Origin of the sequence: Flavobacterium sp. F52, from assembly GCF_000278705.1 — a bacterium.
GTDB lineage: Bacteria > Bacteroidota > Bacteroidia > Flavobacteriales > Flavobacteriaceae > Flavobacterium > Flavobacterium anhuiense.
This window is the reverse complement of sequence record NZ_AKZQ01000006.1, coordinates 232288-247855: the sequence shown is the minus strand read 5'-3', so window position 1 is coordinate 247855 and position 15568 is coordinate 232288. Positions and strand designations below refer to the sequence as shown.

At 33.8% G+C, this 15568-nt stretch carries 18 protein-coding genes; 12 read left to right on the top strand and 6 right to left on the bottom strand.

The genetic code is table 11. The features are described 5' to 3' along the window. Nucleotides 1-50 precede the first annotated feature (50 nt). Genes FF52_RS02695 through FF52_RS02685 form a run of 3 tightly spaced genes read left to right on the top strand, consistent with a single transcriptional unit; the run spans nucleotide 51 to nucleotide 1293 of the window. Nucleotides 51-527 carry a hypothetical protein gene (locus FF52_RS02695; RefSeq protein ID WP_008462723.1) on the top strand — a complete coding sequence of 159 codons (477 nt, stop codon included), beginning with the start codon at nucleotides 51-53 and terminating at the stop codon, nucleotides 525-527. A gap of 24 nt (nucleotides 528-551) precedes the next feature. Then, nucleotides 552-1076, top strand: a complete 525-nt coding sequence (locus FF52_RS02690) for a hypothetical protein (RefSeq protein ID WP_008462720.1) — start codon at nucleotides 552-554, stop codon at nucleotides 1074-1076. Further along, nucleotides 1060-1293, top strand: coding sequence for a hypothetical protein (locus tag FF52_RS02685; protein ID WP_008462718.1), 234 nt, complete (start codon nucleotides 1060-1062; stop codon nucleotides 1291-1293). The genes FF52_RS02690 and FF52_RS02685 overlap by 17 nt, the downstream gene beginning before the upstream one ends. 67 nt (nucleotides 1294-1360) lie before the next feature. On the opposite strand, the gene FF52_RS02680 is transcribed toward FF52_RS02685, so the two are convergent. Continuing rightward, the gene (locus FF52_RS02680) at nucleotides 1361-2065 is read right to left on the bottom strand and encodes a hypothetical protein (protein ID WP_008462717.1); all 705 of its coding nucleotides are present in this window, start codon (nucleotides 2063-2065) and stop codon (nucleotides 1361-1363) included. Nucleotides 2066-2279: 214 nt separating this feature from the next. Here FF52_RS02680 and FF52_RS02675 point away from each other — a divergent pair, with 214 nt between their 5' ends. Beyond that, nucleotides 2280-2786 (top strand): GNAT family N-acetyltransferase, encoded by a 507-nt coding sequence (locus FF52_RS02675; RefSeq protein ID WP_008462716.1) that lies wholly within the window; start codon nucleotides 2280-2282, stop codon nucleotides 2784-2786. A gap of 173 nt (nucleotides 2787-2959) precedes the next feature. Here FF52_RS02675 and FF52_RS02670 read toward each other — a convergent pair whose 3' ends face one another. Further along, nucleotides 2960-3532: a Crp/Fnr family transcriptional regulator gene (locus FF52_RS02670; protein WP_008462714.1), complete on the bottom strand. Its 573-nt coding sequence runs from the start codon at nucleotides 3530-3532 to the stop codon at nucleotides 2960-2962. Between the two features lie 245 nt (nucleotides 3533-3777). Here FF52_RS02670 and FF52_RS02665 point away from each other — a divergent pair, with 245 nt between their 5' ends. Continuing rightward, nucleotides 3778-4896: a pectate lyase family protein gene (locus FF52_RS02665; protein WP_035690614.1), complete on the top strand. Its 1119-nt coding sequence runs from the start codon at nucleotides 3778-3780 to the stop codon at nucleotides 4894-4896. 271 nt (nucleotides 4897-5167) lie between these two features. Here the strand turns inward: FF52_RS02665 and FF52_RS02660 are convergent, their stop codons facing one another. From FF52_RS02660 to FF52_RS02650, 3 genes are all read right to left on the bottom strand, one after another. Beyond that, nucleotides 5168-5551, bottom strand: a complete 384-nt coding sequence (locus FF52_RS02660; protein ID WP_008462707.1) for a DUF3037 domain-containing protein — start codon at nucleotides 5549-5551, stop codon at nucleotides 5168-5170. Next, nucleotides 5541-6320, bottom strand: a complete 780-nt coding sequence (locus tag FF52_RS02655; protein ID WP_008462706.1) for a HipA family kinase — start codon at nucleotides 6318-6320, stop codon at nucleotides 5541-5543. Before FF52_RS02655 ends, FF52_RS02660 begins: the two co-directional genes overlap by 11 nt. Nucleotides 6321-6696: 376 nt before the next feature. Beyond that, the gene (locus FF52_RS02650) at nucleotides 6697-7545 is read right to left on the bottom strand and encodes an NAD(P)H-hydrate dehydratase (RefSeq protein ID WP_008462705.1); all 849 of its coding nucleotides are present in this window, start codon (nucleotides 7543-7545) and stop codon (nucleotides 6697-6699) included. Between the two features lie 257 nt (nucleotides 7546-7802). On the opposite strand from FF52_RS02650, the gene gcvT reads away from it, so the two are divergent. The 7 genes from gcvT to FF52_RS02615 all read left to right on the top strand — a co-directional run bounded on the left by gcvT (nucleotide 7803) and on the right by FF52_RS02615 (nucleotide 14394). Then, nucleotides 7803-8885: a glycine cleavage system aminomethyltransferase GcvT gene (gene gcvT, locus FF52_RS02645; RefSeq protein WP_008462704.1), complete on the top strand. Its 1083-nt coding sequence runs from the start codon at nucleotides 7803-7805 to the stop codon at nucleotides 8883-8885. 198 nt (nucleotides 8886-9083) lie between these two features. Beyond that, nucleotides 9084-11120, top strand: coding sequence for a S41 family peptidase (locus FF52_RS02640; protein WP_035690682.1), 2037 nt, complete (start codon nucleotides 9084-9086; stop codon nucleotides 11118-11120). A gap of 282 nt (nucleotides 11121-11402) precedes the next feature. Continuing rightward, nucleotides 11403-12116: a YebC/PmpR family DNA-binding transcriptional regulator gene (locus FF52_RS02635; protein WP_008462702.1), complete on the top strand. Its 714-nt coding sequence runs from the start codon at nucleotides 11403-11405 to the stop codon at nucleotides 12114-12116. A 126-nt stretch (nucleotides 12117-12242) separates the two neighbouring features. Further along, nucleotides 12243-12626, top strand: coding sequence for a hypothetical protein (locus FF52_RS02630; RefSeq protein ID WP_008462701.1), 384 nt, complete (start codon nucleotides 12243-12245; stop codon nucleotides 12624-12626). Nucleotides 12627-12866: 240 nt separating this feature from the next. Beyond that, nucleotides 12867-13076 carry a hypothetical protein gene (locus FF52_RS02625; RefSeq protein WP_008462700.1) on the top strand — a complete coding sequence of 70 codons (210 nt, stop codon included), beginning with the start codon at nucleotides 12867-12869 and terminating at the stop codon, nucleotides 13074-13076. A 227-nt stretch (nucleotides 13077-13303) separates the two neighbouring features. Then, on the top strand, nucleotides 13304-13669 hold the full coding sequence (locus FF52_RS02620; RefSeq protein WP_008462699.1) for a DNA/RNA non-specific endonuclease: 366 nt from the start codon (nucleotides 13304-13306) through the stop codon (nucleotides 13667-13669). Between the two features lie 14 nt (nucleotides 13670-13683). Further along, nucleotides 13684-14394, top strand: coding sequence for a hypothetical protein (locus FF52_RS02615; protein ID WP_008462697.1), 711 nt, complete (start codon nucleotides 13684-13686; stop codon nucleotides 14392-14394). A gap of 117 nt (nucleotides 14395-14511) precedes the next feature. Here FF52_RS02615 and FF52_RS02610 read toward each other — a convergent pair whose 3' ends face one another. Then, a complete protein-coding gene (locus FF52_RS02610) occupies nucleotides 14512-15423 on the bottom strand; it encodes a LamG domain-containing protein (protein WP_035690611.1) in 912 nt (303 codons plus the stop codon). Nucleotides 15424-15568 lie beyond the last annotated feature (145 nt).

Below are 15568 nucleotides of genomic sequence, written 5' to 3'. Positions count from 1 at the left end.
TTTCTTTTTAAAATTTGATTATGTTTGATTAAAAAACAATAAAATTTAAAATGGGTACAAACATTGTTCTGGTCTTTTTAGCATTAATTATTATTTCTCTTATCTGTTACCCGAAAGTTCAATCTTGGGTTGATTACTATAGAGAAAAAAGAGCGATAGAATTTAAGAAAAGAACAGGTCTCGATTTGTGGACTCTATGTAGATTATCAGCACCGACACCATTTTTCTGGGGTTTAGAAAAATTCATCTTTAACACTACGGTTTTTTACTTCGATGAAAATAATTTATACCTAATAAAATCAAATGAGCCTGTAATTAAGTATCCTCTCTCCGCAATTATTGAAGCGAGAAGAACTATGGTTACTATTAACAAAAGAAGAGTCTGGAAAATAATTATAAACCATGAAGGCCAACAATTAATTTATAAGCTAAGAACTTATGACAACTTCAGTCTTTTCTTAGAAAAAGTAAGCGAAAACCCCAATGCAATTGTAGACGATAGATATATTTGGGGAATATTTGAGTAATAAAATTAAATACCGTTTACAGAAATGGCAGTTTGGCAACATCTTTTAATCGTAGTTCCAGAAGACTCAATCGACAGTAATTACGAATGCATTTTTAAAAACAACAAAACAAAATTTCTACCAGAAACTAATTCCTTTTGGAAAGATTTTAATAGCGACATCCCTTCTATCATTTATGAACTTGATCAAATTATCCCAAAAGCTGATTGGGGAAATGAAACTTATTTAAACTGGAAAGGAAATGAACAAAATGAAGAAGATAATGATGCTTGTATTTGTTTAAGTGATGATAAATTAAAAATTGAAAGTTTTAAATTCCGAATTGATTTAAGAAAAGTTTCCAATATTACTGAGGTCTTGCAATCTATTTTAAATCTTTGCAAAAAAAATCACTTCATTTTAATTGATTTAAAGGGAGAAATTTTTCAACCAAATTTAGAGGATATTTTCAAAAGTATTAGAGCCTCGAATGCTACAAAATTTTTAAATGATCCAATACAATTTTTCGAAGATTTAAGTAAAAAAAAATCATATGAAACCAGAGCATAAACTTATCCTTGAGTTAATAGAATCTTATTTAGAAAAGAATCCAAGTCAGAGATTTGGACAGGCATTGTTCAATCTCAATATTAATGAATTTAAGAAAACTACTGATCCTAGAAATCCGAATTATAATATAAGAGATATTCATGGTGATGATGACTTAGATATTATTGAACGAATTCAAAATCGTTTAGATTTGATTGAATCACGGAAAAACAATTAGTTCTATCAAGCTAGCAAATGCGCACAATATTAAAATCAATTGCCTCCAGCTAAAGCTGTTAGTCAATTCATTTTTTAGTTCCCAACAAATACAAAATCTTCGCAGGTCCAGATTTCACTTTTCCAACCTCCCAATTAAAATTATCTTTATTATTCAATTTAGAAATCAATTCGTTCATTTCGTCAACAGAATACGTTCTTAAAGACGAAACTACGCCATCCCACAAAACCAAAATGGGCACAATTGGAATTAAATACGTAAAAATGATTCTGCCCATTTTAAACGGACGGATAAATGGCGTTGTCAGCAAAACGGAAATCGGCGAAAGTAGCATCGCCACAATACTTGGAACACTTCTCTCCTGCCCTTCAAAAATAGCAATCGAACTGTTTGTGTCAATTGCATTTTGCAGAATTTGTTGCGCATCTTTCGGTTTAAAATGATGAAAGGATAAAAATTGCGTTCGAAGTCCTTTTAAGTTTTCGGGAACGTTTCTGGCATCGACGGAAGTTTTTACAAAATCGAAATTATCGGCTTGTTTTTGAGTATGCTCGAATGCAGGAATATTGGGATAATAATCCGTCAGCAGAATTTTTAAATCGGGATTGTTTTTTCGCAATTCGGCGTTTAACCAAATCAATCCACCGCCACCGCCCGAAGCCAAATCTATAATTTGGTTGGTTTGGGTTTCTTTTAAAGCTTTTTCAATTACAGGAACAATTCCTCTATACATCGCAGTTTTATTAGAAAGAAACTGCAGAAAATCGGTCATGTAATTTCTAATAAATTCGGTAAGCCATTGTTGATCTTCAATTCAAATAAGTGTATTCTGCTCATACTTTATTGATTTTGTGTTTCATACAAATTTCTAGAATTTTATTTAAATATTTACTTACATAAATTTAAAATCCTGTTTTTCATTACGCCCCAAATTGTAATTTTACATTTTACATTTCACATTTCACATTTCACATTTTACAAAATATATGATTACAAAAGCAACAATCGAAGATATTCCAGCATTAACGATTTTAATCAACTCCGCTTACAGAGGCGAAACTTCTAAAAAAGGCTGGACAACCGAAGCGCATTTACTAGAAGGAAAAAGAACAGACGAGCAGGAAATGACCGAAATCTTTCTTGATCCAAAAAATACGATTCTGAAATTTACAGAAAATGACAAAATCATTGGTTCGGTTTTATTGGTAGAAAAAGAACATCAATTGTACTTAGGAATGCTAACGGTTTCGCCAGAACTTCAAAACAGCGGAATCGGGAAAAAGCTTTTAGCCGAGGCCGAAAATCATGCAAAATCCCTTGGTTTGTCAAGTATTATTATGACGGTTATTTCGGTTCGCGAAGAGCTTGTGGCGTGGTACAAACGTCATGGTTATGTAGATACCGGAAAACGTGAAGCTTTTCCTGAGAGTGAAATTCATACTACGGTTTCTGCAGAACCTTTGGAGTTTATTTATTTGGAGAAAAGTATTTGAGAGTTTAACCGCTAAGAACGCTGAGAATTACGCAAGGTTCGCTATTTTTTTAATCTCGCAATCCCGATAGCTATCGGGATTGCGAGATTTTTTACGCAACGTTAGACGCACTGCAGTGCGTCTCTACAGAAGACCTTTGTCACTTTGTTACTCTGTACCTTTGATCCTTCAAATCAAGATACCGTTCTCTTAATCTTCGATAGAAACTCGTGCGAAACACCTAAATACGAAGACAAATTCTTATTATTTATCGAACGTATCTTTTGCGGGTAACGCTCCTTAAAATCGAGATAACGCTGTTTTGAGGTTTTATGTAGCACATCCAAAAGCCGTTGCTGAATAGCTACATTGGCTCGTTCTATCATTAAAACATGAAACTTAATAAGTTTTGGAATTACGGCAAATAAATACGCTTTTTGCATTTTATTGATAACTACTATTTCGCTGTCTTCAATAGCTTTAATGTTGTATGTGGTTGGTTTTTGGTGGTAAAAACTTTCCAGATCGCAAATCCATTCGTTTTCGAAAGAGAAGAAAATGACGGTTTCTGTTCCGTTTTCGTTTAAAATGTAGGTTTTGAATGAACCTTTCAAAATAAATCCTTCGTAACTGCTATTCGAATTCTGAACTTGTAGGAATTGATTCTTTTTTAGTTTGATGAGTTCTGCTTTTGAAACAATTATGTCCCATTCTTCATCTGTGAGCGGAATCTTTCGCTCAATGTTTGCTCGTAGTAGGTTGTACATCTTGTGGTTTTTGTGGTTTTTTGTGAGGTTTAAATTTGTTTTTTCAACTCATTATTAATTAGGGGCTTAAATTAATGTAATCGATTACGTAAAAATAGACATAAAATACATTTTTGTAAATTTAGAACTGTTAAAAAAACATATTTCATAGATTTTTTTACGAAAGTTTGAACTTGTTCAACTTTTTTCCTACAAATAATATTGAGTTTTGCGTTGTTAAACTTTTTAAATAACCAAACTTAATTATGAACTTAAAATCAAAACTTTCAATGTTCGCTGCAGCATTGATTTTCGGATTTACGGCATGTAACTCCGAAGAAATCGCTTCAAACACAGAAGCTAGTATTCAACCAACAAACGAAACTGAGATTGATGCTTCTGCAACCAATCCGACAGCTAAAATCGGAAATTGCGCTGAGGTTCCTGGATGGGCTTCGCTAAACGGAGGCACAACTGGCGGTGGTTCTGCTGCCGAAACCACAGTTACGACTTACGCTCAGCTTAAATCGGCTATTGAAAACACTTCTGTAAAAGTGATTAGAGTTTCAGGAACAATCACAGTTACTACAAGATTGTCATTTCAGGATCAGACTGGAAAAACGATTTATGGTGCTAGCGGAGCAAAATTGGTTTCGACAAACCAGACCAAAGATGCTTCTGGAATTATCAACATCAAAAGATGCAAAAACATCATCATCAGAAACCTTATTTTTGAAGGTCCTGGCGCTTATGACACGGATGGTTGGGATAATGCCATTTTGGATGAATGTACAAACGTTTGGGTCGATCACTGCGAATTCAGAGATGGCGTAGACGGAAACTTTGACATCAAAAACAAATCAGATTATATTTCGGTTACGTATTCTAAATTCCATTACCTAAAACCACCAAAAGCAGGAGGTTCTGGCGGAACTGACGATCATAGATTTTCTAATTTAATTGGTTCTAGCGATGGTGCAACTGGTGACCGCGGAAAACTAAGAATCACATTTGCAAGATGCTGGTGGGCTCCAGGCTGTAAAGAAAGAATGCCTAGAGTTCGTTTTGGACAAGTGCATATTGTAAACAGTTTCTTTAACAGCACCGTTAGCAACAAATGTATTGCCGCAGGATTTGAAGCAAATATTCGCGTAGAAAGCAATGTGTTTGAAGGCGTGAAAAATCCAATCGATTTAATGAGCGGTTATACGGCGGTTACGGCTACAGATAATGTATTTACAAATGTAACGGGAACTCAAGCTGGAAGCGGTACGGCTTTTACTCCGCCATATTCTATCGTGAAATTGGACAAAACAGCTGTTAAAGCTGATATTTCTGCAAATGCAGGACCTACTTTGGGCGGTAATGTTTGTGGTTCTTTCTAGTAGCTTTTTGTTTGCCACAAAGGCGCTAAGACACGAAGTCTTTTAATCTAGCAATCCCGATAGCTATCGGGAGCTGAAGCACAAAGATTTTTCACACAGATTTAAAAAGATTGAAGCAGATTTAAAATTAGATTATTAATTAAATTAAATCTGCTTCAATCTGCAAAATCTGCGTGAAACAAAAATCATTTTAATCCTTTTGATCTATGGCAAATAAATAGGCGCACTGCTATGCGCCTCTACTAAAAAACCTTAGAATCTTAGTCCCTTTTTAAAGAACCAACTCCTCAAACAAACGCTGAACGGTTTTCTCCAAATCCTGAGTTAATCCCGGATGAGGTCTTGAGGTTTGAATTGCAGAACTTCTAATGGCCGTTAACCAACGAAAACGCTCTGGAATCTCAAATTCAGCAATTGGACCGCCATCTTTGGCTCCATTGGCGATTTTTACCAATGAAGTCAGATTGCATTCTAATTGTTCGATGTCGAAATCGGCAGAAAGTGCTTGTATTTTTTCTTTATTTAAATGAAAAAGAACCTTTATAAATTTGGCTTTTTTGCAAAACAAAATGATTCCGATATTCAGGAATTCTTCGCGTTCTACCCTTGGCACAACACGAATCACAGCATATTCGTATAAGTGATTATCTTTCATTTTGCGCCTGATTTACAAATATTTCTGAATTCTCCAATCTTGTCTTTAAAAACTGCAAATAAACGTTTCGCAATCCTTCTGGTGTTTCATCCGCATCTTCCCATTGCAACCAGTCTAATGGAATTGTATTGACAATTTCTTCTAAAATTTCTGGCGTTAGAATCGCTTTAAACTCAGCATCGACTTCTTTTAAAAGTGAAGCTTGAGGCAGTAAAACGTGATCTTTTATCAACGCAAACGGACTTTTAGCGTGTTGTTCCCAATTATTCCAAGAATGATGGAAATACAAACATGCTCCATGATCAATCAGCCATAATTCTTTATGCCAAATCAGCATATTGGTATTCTTGAAAGTTCTATCTACGTTTGTGATATATGCGTCTAACCAAACAATTTGCGAAGCCAATTTAGCATCGACAGTGGTAACAGCAGGATCAAAAGTAATGGCTCCTGATAGAAAATGAAGTGCCAAATTTAAGCCTTGACTTCCTTGCAGCAAATCTTGGATTTCTTCATCGGCTTCGGTTCTTCCGAAAGCTTCGTCAAGGTTTGCGAAAACTAATTCTGGTAATTGCAGTTTTAAGGCTTTTGCGATTTGTCCGCCGACTAATTCGGCTATCAGGGCTTTCACGCCATGTCCGGCGCCTCTGAATTTTAATACGTATTTAAAATCGTCATCGGCTTCTGCTAAAGCGGGTAAAGAACCGCCTTCGCGCAGTGGCGTTATATAACGCATGACATTTACTGTTCTTAAGTCGAAATTTTTCATATTACAAACTTACAATTTTTGATTTTAGATTGTAGAATGTAGATTTTAGATTTTTTCTTCTTGTGAAGTTTTTTGTAACGCAAAGTTCGCGGAGGTTTACGCAAAGAGCACTAAGTTTTTTTTGAGTTTGCTTTGCTTTTTAAGTTCACAGAGATTTAATTATATAGTAACGCATCGGGTTGTCACCCTGAGCGAAGTCGAGGGGACACACGTAGCTTGATAAAGAAACTAAACTTTGAAGAATATCTTTGCGTTCCTTCGATTTCGCTCAGGATGACAAAAATGAGAATATTTTTTTGTGATCTTAAAAAGCAAAGCAAACTCAAAAAACTTTGCGAAAAACCTTTGCGCTCTTTGCGTTACAATAACTTTTGCATTAAACTTCTAAACTCAAAAAAGCTTTTCCTAAATACTTAATAATTGTCGAAGCCGTAAAAGATTCATAACCCGTTTTGGGTAAAGCTAAATCGGCTGTTAATCCGTGGAGGTAGACGCCCATTTTGGAAGCGTATTTGGGTTCGTATCCTTGCGCTAGAAGACTTGTCAGAATTCCAGTTAAAACGTCACCGCTTCCTGCTGTGGCAAGGGCGGCGTTTCCGCTTGTGTTTTCGTAGACAGAAGTTCTATTGATAATGTAGGTTGGTGCCCCTTTCATGACCACAATCACTTTATATTTTTCAGAAAAAGCAATCGTTTTTTGGAATTTATCGGCTTCTGAATTCCACCTTCCTATCAAGCGTTCTAATTCTTTTGGATGCGGTGTTAGAATCGTGTCTTCAGGAACCAATTCTAACCATGATAAATTTTCAGAAATGATGTTTAACGCATCGGCATCTATGACTAAAGGCGCTTTGTTAACTCTTAAAAATTCAAATAACGCTTTTTGTGTTCCGAGCTCCTTTCCTATTCCTGGACCTATTCCAACGGCTTGTGGAATTAGCGGCAAATGAATATTGGTAATGAAATTGGTGTTTTCATCGGTTACAGTCATTACTTCGGGAATAGAAATTTGAAGTATTTGATAACCGCATTTGGGTATAAAAGTTGTTACGAGTCCGCAACCTGTTTTGAGGCAGGATTTTGAAGCCAAAACCGCCGCTCCTATTTTGCCGTAACTTCCAGCAATAATCACCGCATGACCTTGTGTTCCTTTGTGAGTTTGAGGATTTATAGGTTTATATAATTTCTGAAATTCTTCTTTATTAATTAAATACGGTGATTTCATCTAGACTATATTTATACAATAAAATTACATAAAAAATTGAAATCATGATTCTTCTTTTGAAACTGTCGCCCCTAGCGCTGATAGTAGCGGCATCTCCCGATTTAGAAAAACAAGGCTTTTTAGCCGTAGTTTTTGTTGATCGGGAATATAGCGGATAGCAGGAAATAGCTCCTAATTATTGCGAAATTTATAATTTAAGCTCTTTTAATTTGATATTTTTTGAATAGATTTGCAAAACAATTTTATAAAACAACACAATGAAAAATACTGCGCTTACGCACATACATGAAGGTTTAGGGGCTAAAATGCTTCCTTTTGCTGGTTATAATATGCCTATTACTTATGAAGGGGTTAATGCTGAACACGAAACGGTTCGTAATGGTGTCGGCGTTTTTGACGTTTCTCACATGGGTGAATTTTTGTTAACGGGTCCAAATGCATTGGCTTTGATTCAGAAAGTGACTTCAAACGATGCATCAACTTTAACAATTGGAAGAGCACAATATTCTTGTCTTCCAAATAATGAAGGCGGAATCGTTGACGATTTGATTATTTATAAAATGAAAGAAGAGGAGTATTTACTGGTTGTAAATGCTTCTAATATTGAAAAAGACTGGAACTGGATTACTTCTCATAATGATTTGGGAGTTGAAATGAAGAATCTTTCTGATGAATATTCTTTATTGGCAATTCAAGGTCCAAAAGCGGTTGAAGCTATGCAGTCTTTGACTTCTGTGGATTTGTCTGCGATTACATATTACCATTTTGAGGTTGGCGATTTTGCTGGTTTTAGCGATGTTATAATTTCTGCTACTGGTTATACTGGTTCTGGCGGATTTGAGATTTACTGCAAAAATGCAGATGCTGAGGCTATCTGGAATAAAGTTTTTGAAGCTGGAGCTGCTTTTGGCATTAAACCGATTGGTCTTGCTGCTCGTGATACTTTACGTTTGGAAATGGGATTCTGCCTATACGGAAATGATATTAACGATACGACTTCTCCTCTTGAAGCTGGTTTAGGATGGATTACAAAATTCACTAAAGATTTTACTAATTCTGAGGCGCTTAAAAAGCAGAAAGAAGCAGGTGTTACAAGAAAATTAATTGCTTTTGAAATGCAAGAGCGCGCTGTGCCAAGACACGATTACGAAATTGTTGATGGTTCTGGAGCGGTAATCGGAATTGTAACTTCTGGAACTATGTCTCCTTCTATGAACAAAGGAATTGGTTTAGGATATGTTACAACTGCTAACAGTGCAGTTGACAGCGATATTTTTATTAGAATCAGAAAAAATGATGTTCCTGCTAAAGTGGTGAAATTACCGTTTTACAAGAAATAATTTTTTGCTTTATACTAAAGGATGCGTTACGGTTGTAACGCATTTTTTTTTTGCTATAAATAAGCAGATTCAGGTTAATTTATTTGATGCGTATTCGTTTAACGGTTAAATGCTTTTCGTTGTCGATATTTTGCTAAAAATACTACAATTTGTAAAAAAATTAGTGTAACTTTAATCATGAACCTTGAATTTCCATTTATGAAAAAGATTTCACTACTCCTTTTTTTGCTGACATCAACTATATCCTTTGGTCAAAACAGCGCAGAAACTTGTGAAATATTAAACAAAATAAATGCGCTTATTCAAGCTGAACATTTGAGACCCAAACCAGTTGATGACAGCTTATCTGTGTTCGTTTTTGACAATCTCATTAACGAACTTGACCCTTCTCGCAATATCTTTTTTAAAAGCGAATATGACGAATTGGCTCAGAAATACCGCTACAATTTAGACGATTTGATTCTAAAGAACGATTGCACTTTTCTTACTGATATAAAAGCAAAATACGTAAATGGCCTCATACGCACTAAAAAGGTTTTAGAAAAAATTCAGACGATTCCGATAGACTATATTAAAAAAGATACGATTCGATTTTATAAAAAATCTTTTGCCTTTTATTTAAAAAAAGAAGACTTGGAAAAAGTTTGGATGAAAAAACTGCGTTATCAAATCTTAGATGATATTGCTGAAATGAGCGAAAATCTAGACTCTGTAAAAACCAATTTCAAATCGATTGAACAAACAGTTAAAAATCAAATCGTTTCGAATGAAATATGCCGTTTTAATTCATTAATTGAAACTAATACAAAACAGGAAGAAAAACTATATAATTTCTTTTGCACGTATTTTGATCCACATACGGCATACTTTAGTGATGATTCTAAATCTAGTTTTGTTGCTTCTCTATCAAAAGAGCATTTGTCGCTAGGAATGACGGTAAACCTCAACGAGAAAAACGAAATTATTATTGATGAAATAGATCCAAATGGTCCAGCATATCAAACAGGCCAGATAAAAAAAGGCGATCAAATTATTTCTATTTCCAATCAGAAAGAAACGCTTCAGGTTTCGTGTGCTTCTCTAGAATCTATATCGTCTATGATTTTGTCTGAAAATAACAAGCATATCACGCTTACCTTAAAACGCAATTCAGGTAAAAGTTTTGATGTTTATATTGAGAAACAGATGATGAAGGATGAAGAAAATTCGGTTTTCAGTTTTATCATTGGCAAAGACAGCAAAATTGGCTACGTAAAAATTCCGAGTTTTTATGCTGATCTTGACGGCAATAGCAGAAAAGGCTGTGCAGATGATGTGGCGCGCGAAGTGATAAAACTGCAAAGAGACAGCATAAAAGGCCTTGTAATTGATCTTATTGACAATGGCGGCGGTTCTATGGAAGAAGCCATAAAATTGGCAGGAATGTTTGTAGATTACGGTCCGCTTTCGATTGTAATTGACAGCAAAAAAGAGAAATCTGTAATTAATGATCCTTTTAAGGGCGTTATTTACAGAGGTCCGATTGTGGTTTTGGTAAATAGCAATACGGCTTCGGCAAGTGAATTTTTCTCTTCTATCATGCAAGACTACAATCGCGCGCTTTTGTTAGGAAGCACGACGCTTGGAAAAGCTACCATGCAGACTATTCTTCCGCTTGATGAAGAAAAAAATACCGATTTCTTAAAGATTACAATCAATAAATTCTACAGGATTACAGGGAAAAGCCATCAATATATTGGAGTAAAACCAGATGTTGTACTTCCCGAATTTTATGAAGATGTTTACCAAAAAGAAAGCGATTTCCCGACGGCTATAAAAAATGACAGTATCGAACCTTTTTTGAAATACAAAACGTATGTCAAGAGAAATTTAATTGATAAAATTGCCAAAAACAGTTCGGAAAGATTGTCAGACAATTATTTTTTCAACAACATTAAAAAGATCAATCTCAAGATAGATCAGCTTGTAAATACTCCAAAAGCAGAGATTCCGTTGACATTAGATGCAGTTTTCAATCAGAAAAAAACATTAAATGCGCTTTGGACAGAAATCAATACTTTTAATGATGAAAATAATCCGCTTGATGTTTACAATTCGAGTGTCAATCAGTTTCTTTTAGGAGCTTATCCTAATGATAAAACGATTAACCAATACCAAATGGATAATCTTAAAACTAATCCTTACCTGAATGAGGCTGTAAATATTATTAATGAATTTAATGGTAATAGTAAGTAATGTTTTTTGTTTCTGGTTTCAGGTTTAACCGCAAAGTTCGCAAGGGGTTACGCAAAGTTCGCAAAGTTCGCAAAGTTTTTTACACAAAACTTTGCGAACTTTGAGTTTTTTAAACTCATTTATAAAATATCTTTGCGCACTTTGCGGTTAAATTGTGCATCAGCCATTCAACTTGAAACCTGAAACCAAAAAAACTAAAAACCACCATACAAAAAAGAATTATTTTGTTTTTGTAAAAATTAGGAAAACCTTATTTTTGCATCACAAAACTAAAAATTAGAAATGGGAAGAGCATTCGAATTTAGAAAAGGAAGAAAAATGAAACGTTGGTCAGCAATGGCCAAAACATTTACCAGAATTGGTAAAGATATCGTAATGGCTGTTAAAGAAGGCGGACCCAACCCCGACTCTAATTCTAGATTAAGAGCTGTTATTCAAAATGCAAAAGCCGCAAACATGCCTAAGGACAATGTGGAGCGCGCAATTAAAAATGCAAGTAACAAAGATACTGCTAACTATAAAGAAATTTTGTTTGAAGGATACGCTCCTCACGGAATTGCAATCTTAATTGAAACTGCTTCTGACAACAATAACAGAACCGTGGCAAACATTCGCAGTTATTTCAACAAATGCAACGGAACAATGGGAACTCAAGGTTCTGTTGAATTTATGTTTGACCATACTTGCAACTTTAGAATTGCAAAAGATGGTATCGATGCTGAGGAATTAGAATTAGAATTAATTGATTTTGGTGCTGAGGAAGTTTTTGAAGACGAAGACGGAATCTTAATTTATGCTCCTTTTGGAAGTTTTGGTGCTTTACAAAAAGAATTAGAAAACAGAGGTCTTGAAATCCTTTCTTCTGGTTTTGAGCGTATTCCGCAAATCACTAAAGAATTAACAGAAGCTCAAATCGCTGACGTTGAGAAACTAATCGAAAAAATCGAGGAAGATGATGACGTGATGAACGTGTATCATACTATGAAAGAAGATTAATCTTTCTATAAAATATATTTTAAAAAAAGCTCTGGATTTTCTGGGGCTTTTTGTTTTTCGGAATTTTCCCTTAATTCAAATAAAAAATTATATTTGTTTGTATTGCAAACAAGAAGAACATTGAGCATGTCCAAAATTTCAATTATAAAAAAAATACAATTAGGCGATGAAAGATCGTTTCCTACTGAAACACCTGATTTTGAATTCCCTTTTAGTTTTTATTGTGGAAATGGAGGAATAAAACATGAAGCAATAATTTCATTTAAAAACTCTAATTTTTTAAATTCATTAATCCAAGCGGAACAAATAACAAATAAGGATCTGGCTCAATTTCATATTACTAAACTAGAAAATTTAGAAGATCCAAATAGAACATTTTTGTACCGATATCAAATTTGCAATTTTAAAGATTGCCAGAACACCTATCTTTTAATTTTTGATATTGATGAATATAGAGGTTATCATGGTTGCTTTATATATGGAGTTTTAGAGATAGAAAATATCAATTAAAATTAAATAAAAGATTTTTAATTTTCTTCTTTTCGTCTCCTTTTTTTCTTATCTAAGCGCATAAAACCAGTAAATCTAATTACTAGAAATTTTCTTTTATTGTCATACTTTTTTTTTTAAAAATATTAAAGAAAAAAAATGCTCAGATGATTATTTGAATTCATTTTAAACTAAGATTAAATACTTATAAAGCTAAGATTTCGATTATATTTGCAACACCTCAAATAAAATAAAAACTAAATGCAAACATCAAAAATCACACGAATTGCTGTAGTAGTACTGGTTCTTTTGTTCTTAGTACTAAGTGTAATTAGCTGCAGTACGCATGTACACACTCACGGCCATCATCACCATGCCCCAGGTAAAAAAATTCCACCAGGACAAGCTAAAAAAATGAATGGAGATCAAAGCGCCAAAGCATATGCTCCAGGTCAACAGAAAAAGAGATAATAAAAAATGCCTTCTGAATTTCAGAAGGTTTTTTATTTCATTTTATTTTTAATGAAGAACAAATTCGAAAAATATAATTACTTTGATTTATTTGAGAGCACGCTTATAGGCGAAATCTCATAGCCTTAATCGATAATAGTAAGCCAAGTGATTCAGGTTGGCTAGAAATTTAAATATGCCGTAGATAATACAAAATATGTTTTTGAAACAGATGATTTAAAGCCGTTATGGATGATCTTGATTTTGCTTCAAAAACAAGAAATGAAGGCTTTCAACAGCAAACAAAAAATGTTAAAGATGGATTTTCTAATGATGACGGCGGTCACATATTTAGAAATGAATGGGGAGGCCCAAGTGAGCAAATAAATTATTTTTCTCAAAATGCTGTCCAAAATAGAGCTGGCGGAGATTGGTATAATATGGAAAAACAACTATCCGATTTTAAGAAAGCGAATCCTAATAAAAAAATGAAAGTTGAGATGGAGTTTTATTTTGAAGGTTCATCAAAAAGACCTGTTTCTACTAGAATAGATGTGTATATAGATGGAGTCAAAGACAACACACTAAGTAAGAGATCAATTACAAATCCTTAATAATAAGATAAAAAATGAATGAACAAGATGTAATAAATGCTTTTTACAACTACTACAAAGAATTTTCTTACGAAATATTAGAGATTAAATTCATATTCACACTTGGAGGTAGTTATGATATTAATGTCCTTTATAAAAATAATGAAAATATAAAAGAGACAATTTTAGATGGGAGAGAATTATTTAAATATGAAAGATATATTTACAATCTTTTTATTAGTAAAATTGAAACAAATGATAAATTTAATATAGTAATCTATAAAATTAAAAATGATGGGACACATTCTAGTGTTTATCTTTGGGAAAATGAAAAATCACATCAAGATTTGCTAGACTACGCAGAAGTTTTTTATCAGTGGGTAAACGAACGTATGATGTCTATGATATTTGAATACGAAAAAGATAATGATCTTGTACCAACTGAATATGACTCAGATGGTGATTTGGAATATTTAAGTTCGTGGGACAGTGGTGTATTTACTTTCCATATTGATAAAAATAATAATTTAGTGTACAAGGTAGTTCTTACAAAAGATGGTAAAGAAAGGACACTTGATCTTCCTTTGAGAGATTATTTTGTAGAAGGAATATTAGATCACTATAAAGTAACTAATAATGAACTTTCAGATGATTGGAAGCCTTGGAATACTATGATATTAAAATCTCTCCATTATGATATTCCATATGATAAAAGAGAAGAATTTGTAAATTATATTTTAGAATAATTTTTTTTAACTCAAAAAATATAGATAACTGATAAAAGCATATCAAGCTCAAGCTATCCCCAAAAAAAGCCTTCTGAAAAATTCCAGAAGGCTTTTGTGTATTAAAACAAGAGAACTTTACTTCTTCCCATTCGTATTAATAACCTTAATCAAATAAGTACCTTCTGGCAAATCTGTAATATTAGAAGCATTGGCGCTCATTATTTGTCTTCCTTGTGAGAAAACCTCAATAATTTTACCGCTTTTATTTGTTTCAATAGAAGCTGCAGGTGCCGGTACAGATGCTTTTGCAGGTGTTATAACAGTTTTTTTAGATGCACCTGATGTTGCAGGACTTGAAACAGGTGTGCTTTCGGTTACAGGCGCACCATTTGGTTTCGAGCTATTGTATGCTTCCTTAACTTGTTCATCTGTCATGGCGACACTATACAATCTTAAATCGTCAATATCGGCATTAATGCTTGTTGAGGTATTTAATTTTCCGAGATTCAAGATGTAACCTTTTGCCGAACGCTGAATTCCTCCTGCGGATTTTAATAATTCGCCGTTACGATAGATTTTTGAAACATTTCCGTCATAAGTTATACTATAAAAATACCAGACTTCTTTTACTAATGGCACTGAAACAATCACATTATTTGTATCTCCCCAGCCAACCAAACTCAAATCTGAATTGCTTCCAGACACGGGCTGTTGCACTAATCCAAAATATTGTCCGTTTACCGCTGCACCGTATCCTAAAATGTAATTTGGAATATTGACCGCATTAAATTTTACCCAAACCGATATAGTTTTTGGTTTATTATCCTGCGGAAGCTCTCCTACTACAGCCTGATAAGCTTTATTTGTAAGTCGCAAAGCGCTTTTGGGACTTCCCATTCTATCGCTAACAAAAAGTGGCGTTCCTAAAAAAGAAATGGAATTATCAGCACTGTTAAGATTACCGTTAAAATTAAATTCCTGTACCGGATTTTGCGCATTGGCAGTTAAAAAATTTACAAACATTAACGTGAGTAATATTTTTTTCATAGTTATAGCTTTTTATCAGAATAGTGGTAAATGGGCAAATAGTGTAAAATGGCAATTTGAAATCATTTTCTCGACTTCAAACTTTCGTTTATTATTTTCATAAATTTTGTTAAAACTATAATTTTAATTCAGCATCACCAAACGA

Excerpts from the sequence above, each read along its gene's own strand:
- FF52_RS02665 (WP_035690614.1), top strand. The coding sequence starts at position 3,778 with ATGAACTTAAAATCAAAACTTTCAATGTTCGCTGCAGCATTGATTTTC.
- FF52_RS02650 (WP_008462705.1), bottom strand. The coding sequence starts at position 7,545 with ATGAAATCACCGTATTTAATTAATAAAGAAGAATTTCAGAAATTATAT.
- FF52_RS02675 (WP_008462716.1), top strand. The coding sequence starts at position 2,280 with ATGATTACAAAAGCAACAATCGAAGATATTCCAGCATTAACGATTTTA.
- FF52_RS02630 (WP_008462701.1), top strand. The coding sequence starts at position 12,243 with ATGTCCAAAATTTCAATTATAAAAAAAATACAATTAGGCGATGAAAGA.
- FF52_RS02670 (WP_008462714.1), bottom strand. The coding sequence starts at position 3,532 with ATGTACAACCTACTACGAGCAAACATTGAGCGAAAGATTCCGCTCACA.
- FF52_RS02610 (WP_035690611.1), bottom strand. The coding sequence starts at position 15,423 with ATGAAAAAAATATTACTCACGTTAATGTTTGTAAATTTTTTAACTGCC.
- FF52_RS02615 (WP_008462697.1), top strand. The coding sequence starts at position 13,684 with ATGAATGAACAAGATGTAATAAATGCTTTTTACAACTACTACAAAGAA.
- FF52_RS02625 (WP_008462700.1), top strand. The coding sequence starts at position 12,867 with ATGCAAACATCAAAAATCACACGAATTGCTGTAGTAGTACTGGTTCTT.
- FF52_RS02695 (WP_008462723.1), top strand. The coding sequence starts at position 51 with ATGGGTACAAACATTGTTCTGGTCTTTTTAGCATTAATTATTATTTCT.
- FF52_RS02685 (WP_008462718.1), top strand. The coding sequence starts at position 1,060 with ATGAAACCAGAGCATAAACTTATCCTTGAGTTAATAGAATCTTATTTA.
- FF52_RS02660 (WP_008462707.1), bottom strand. The coding sequence starts at position 5,551 with ATGAAAGATAATCACTTATACGAATATGCTGTGATTCGTGTTGTGCCA.
- FF52_RS02690 (WP_008462720.1), top strand. The coding sequence starts at position 552 with ATGGCAGTTTGGCAACATCTTTTAATCGTAGTTCCAGAAGACTCAATC.
- FF52_RS02640 (WP_035690682.1), top strand. The coding sequence starts at position 9,084 with ATGAAAAAGATTTCACTACTCCTTTTTTTGCTGACATCAACTATATCC.
- FF52_RS02680 (WP_008462717.1), bottom strand. The coding sequence starts at position 2,065 with ATGACCGATTTTCTGCAGTTTCTTTCTAATAAAACTGCGATGTATAGA.
- FF52_RS02620 (WP_008462699.1), top strand. The coding sequence starts at position 13,304 with ATGGATGATCTTGATTTTGCTTCAAAAACAAGAAATGAAGGCTTTCAA.
- gcvT (WP_008462704.1), top strand. The coding sequence starts at position 7,803 with ATGAAAAATACTGCGCTTACGCACATACATGAAGGTTTAGGGGCTAAA.
- FF52_RS02635 (WP_008462702.1), top strand. The coding sequence starts at position 11,403 with ATGGGAAGAGCATTCGAATTTAGAAAAGGAAGAAAAATGAAACGTTGG.
- FF52_RS02655 (WP_008462706.1), bottom strand. The coding sequence starts at position 6,320 with ATGAAAAATTTCGACTTAAGAACAGTAAATGTCATGCGTTATATAACG.